General features: G+C 73.6%; 4 protein-coding genes. All 4 read left to right on the top strand.

The genetic code is table 11. The features are described 5' to 3' along the window. The coding region (locus tag D6718_02580) for a phage portal protein (protein RMG47973.1) at positions 1-1,717 on the top strand (1,717 nt) is incomplete at its 5' end. After that, a complete protein-coding gene (locus tag D6718_02575) occupies positions 1,707-1,964 on the top strand; it encodes a hypothetical protein (GenBank protein RMG47972.1) in 258 nt (85 codons plus the stop codon). The genes D6718_02580 and D6718_02575, both read left to right, overlap by 11 nt. Positions 1,965-1,975: 11 nt before the next feature. Then, entirely contained in the window at positions 1,976-2,260 is a 285-nt protein-coding gene (locus D6718_02570) for a hypothetical protein (protein RMG47971.1), read from the top strand. Next, the coding region (locus D6718_02565) for a head morphogenesis protein (protein ID RMG47970.1) at positions 2,235-3,039 on the top strand (805 nt) is incomplete at its 3' end. The genes D6718_02570 and D6718_02565, both read left to right, overlap by 26 nt.

Here is a 3,039-nt window from a genome sequence, read left to right as displayed (position 1 = left end):
GGACCTGGCGGCGGCCTTCGCGTCGGCCGGCGCGCTCGAGCCGCCCTACGACCCCGAGGCGCTGTGCCTGCTGATGGAGCACTCCAACTCGCTCCGGCAGAACGTCGACGCCTACGCCACCAACATCGACGGGTTCGGACACCGGTTCGAGCCGGCCATCGACCTGGACGCCGAGGACGCCGACCGGCAGGTGGCCGACTGCATCTACCTGGAGCGGGCGGCGGCGCGGGAGCGTGGCGAGCTGCCCGAGGGCACGCCGCTCGAGCCCACGGCCGAGGAGGTGGCCGAGCGCAAGCGGGAGCTGAAGCAGCTCGCGCGCATCGAGCGGGCGCGGCTGGAGTCCTTCTTCGACTTCTGCTGCTTCGACCACTCGTTCGTGGACCTGCGCCGGCGGACCCGGCAGGACCTCGAGGTCACGGGCAACGCCTTCTGGGAGGTGCTGCGCGACGGCCGGGGCGAGGTGGCGCGGCTGGTCTACGTGCCGTCGTACACGGTGCGGCTGCTGCCCCTCGACCGCGAGCCGGTCGAGGTGGCCGAGCGGGTGCGGGTCTCGCCCGTGAGCTACGAGCGGGTGACGGCCCGCCGACGGCTTCGCCGCTACGTGCAGGTGCAGGGCTCCGAGCGCGTGTTCTTCAAGAGCTTCGGTGACCCGAGGGCGGTGTCCAAGACCACGGGCGAGGTCTTCCCCGACGTGGCCTCGCTGCTGCGGGCGCGGCCCGGCGACGCGCCGGCCACCGAGATCATCCACTTCGCCATCCACTCGCCGCGCTCGCCCTACGGGGTGCCGCGCTGGGTGGGGACGCTGCTGGCGGTGCTCGGCTCGCGGCAGATGGAGGAGGTCAACTACCTCTACTTCGAGAACAAGAGCGTGCCGCCCTTGGCGCTGCTCGTGTCCGGCGGGCGGCTGTCGGAGGCCTCGGTGCCGCGCATCGAGCGGTTCATCGAGGAGAACCTCAAGGGCAAGACCAACTTCCACAAGGTGCTCATCCTCGAGGCCGAGGGCGGCTCGGGCGCGGGCGACGCGGCCCGGGCCAAGATCGAGCTTCGGCCGCTGACCGACGCGCAACAGCAGGACGCGCTCTTCCAGCTCTACGACGAGCGGAACATCGACAAGGTGGGGGCGGCCTTCCGGCTGCCGAGGCTGCTGCGCGGAGACAGCCGGGACTTCAACCGGGCGGTGGCGGACGCGCAGCTCCGCTTCGCCGAGGACCAGGTGTTCCAGCCCGAGCGGGACGAGTTCGACTTCCTCATCAACCGCAAGCTGCTCGCGGACATGGGCATCCGCTTCTGGCGCTTCCGCTCGCAGACGCCGGTGACGCGCGACCCGGAGCGGATGACCCAGATGGTGGAGAAGCTCGTGCGCGTGGGCGTGCTGACGCCCGAGGAGGGGCGGCTGCTCGCGGGCGACATCTTCAACCGGGAGTTCCGCAAGATCGGCGACGACTGGACCAAGCGGCCCATCACGCTGACGCTGGCGGGCATCCAGACCGGGGTGGAGGACCTGCGGGCGCGCACGGAGAAGGGCTCGCTGCTCGACGACGCCCGGCGGCTGCTCGACCTGCGAGACGAGCTTGCGGCGGAGGAGGCGCGGCTCGGCGAGCGGCGCATGGAGCTTGCCCGCCGGTACCTGGCCGGGGGCGAGCCCGAGCGCGTGGCCGTGCCCGACGACGAGTTCGCCTCGTGGTTCGAGCCGGAGGGAGCGCGCGATGCGTCCTGAGGAGCTGGCGAGGGCGTGGGCGCGCCAGGCGCAGCTCGACGCCGAGCGGGGCGTCATCGAGTGCCGGATGTGCCGGCGGCGCTCGGGGCTCGACGAGACGCTGACCCTGTGGCTGGGCGGCGTGCTCGTCTTCGCGGTGTGCGACCGCTGCGCATCCTCGCACGACATCGTGATGCGGCCGACCGAGGAGGGCATCGAGGTCCGGGGCCGCCGCCGCGGCCCGCTGGTCCTGCGGGGGCCGGCATGAGGATGACCCCGGTGGCGCGGCGGCCTTGCGAGCTGGAGCCCGGCGAGATGCGCCGCGTGCCTCAGGACCGGCGCGGCCCGCCCGTCGGCTACCACGTCTGCTGCCCGCGGTGCGGCTTCGTGACCGTGGCGCTCCACGGGCGCGACGGGCTCGAGATCGCCGAGGACGAGGGCGGCGGGCGGGTGAGCTTCTCCCGCCCGCTGCGGTGCCTGTACTGCCGGGTGCTCATCCACCTGCACCGGGGAGAGGCCCGCCTCGAGGAGGACGAGCGTGTGCGGCGGGTGCGCTACCGCTGAGGACCTCGCGCTCGTCGCCGGGGCTCGGGAGGCCGCCGAGGAGATCCTGGAGCGGTACCTGCGGGTGCGGCTGCGCAAGGCCATGAACCTCGGCAGCGCGCGGGGCTTCGACCGGGCGGTGGCTCGGCTGGCGGCGCTGCTGCGGGCCAGGGCGTCCGAGTCCGACGACGCAGCGGTGCGGGCCGCGGTGGCCGTGCTCGACGTGGACTGGCGGGGCACGACGCCGTCTCAGCGCCGGTCGCTCGTGGCGCGGGCCCTGGAGGCGGCGGGTCGCAAGACCGCCGCCGTGCCCCGGAAGGTGCAGGCCGTGTTCGGGGACGCGGCCGCGGAGGTGGTGCGGGCGACGCGCGAGTCGGTCCGCCGGGGCCAGGGCCTCGCCATCGCCGCCGACTTCAACGCGCTCGACAAGCGGATCGTCCGGCACCTGGCCACGAGCCAGACGCACTACGTGCGCGACGAGTACGGCCGCCGGCACGCGGCCTTCGGGGAGCGGGCCCGGCGCATCGTGGCCGAGGGGCTCGAGGCCGGGCTCGGCAGGGAGGACATCGCCCGCGACCTCGAGGCCGCAGCCCGCCAGGTCATCGCCGGCCGGGGCAGCTTCTACTGGGAGGTGGTCGCCGGGGCGTTCGTCTCCCGCGGCCGCTCCTTCGCCCAGCTCTCCTCCTACGCCGAGGCGGGCATCGACCGCTACGTCATCGAGGCTGTCCTCGACGAGCGCACCACGGAGATCTGCCGCTTCCTGCACGGCAAGACCTTCTCGGTGAGCCGGGGCCTGGAGC

It is taken from the genome of Acidobacteriota bacterium (assembly GCA_003696075.1).
Lineage (GTDB): Bacteria > Acidobacteriota > Polarisedimenticolia > J045 > J045 > J045.
Note: the sequence above shows the minus strand (reverse complement) of the source record. Positions and strands in the feature narration are given on the sequence as shown.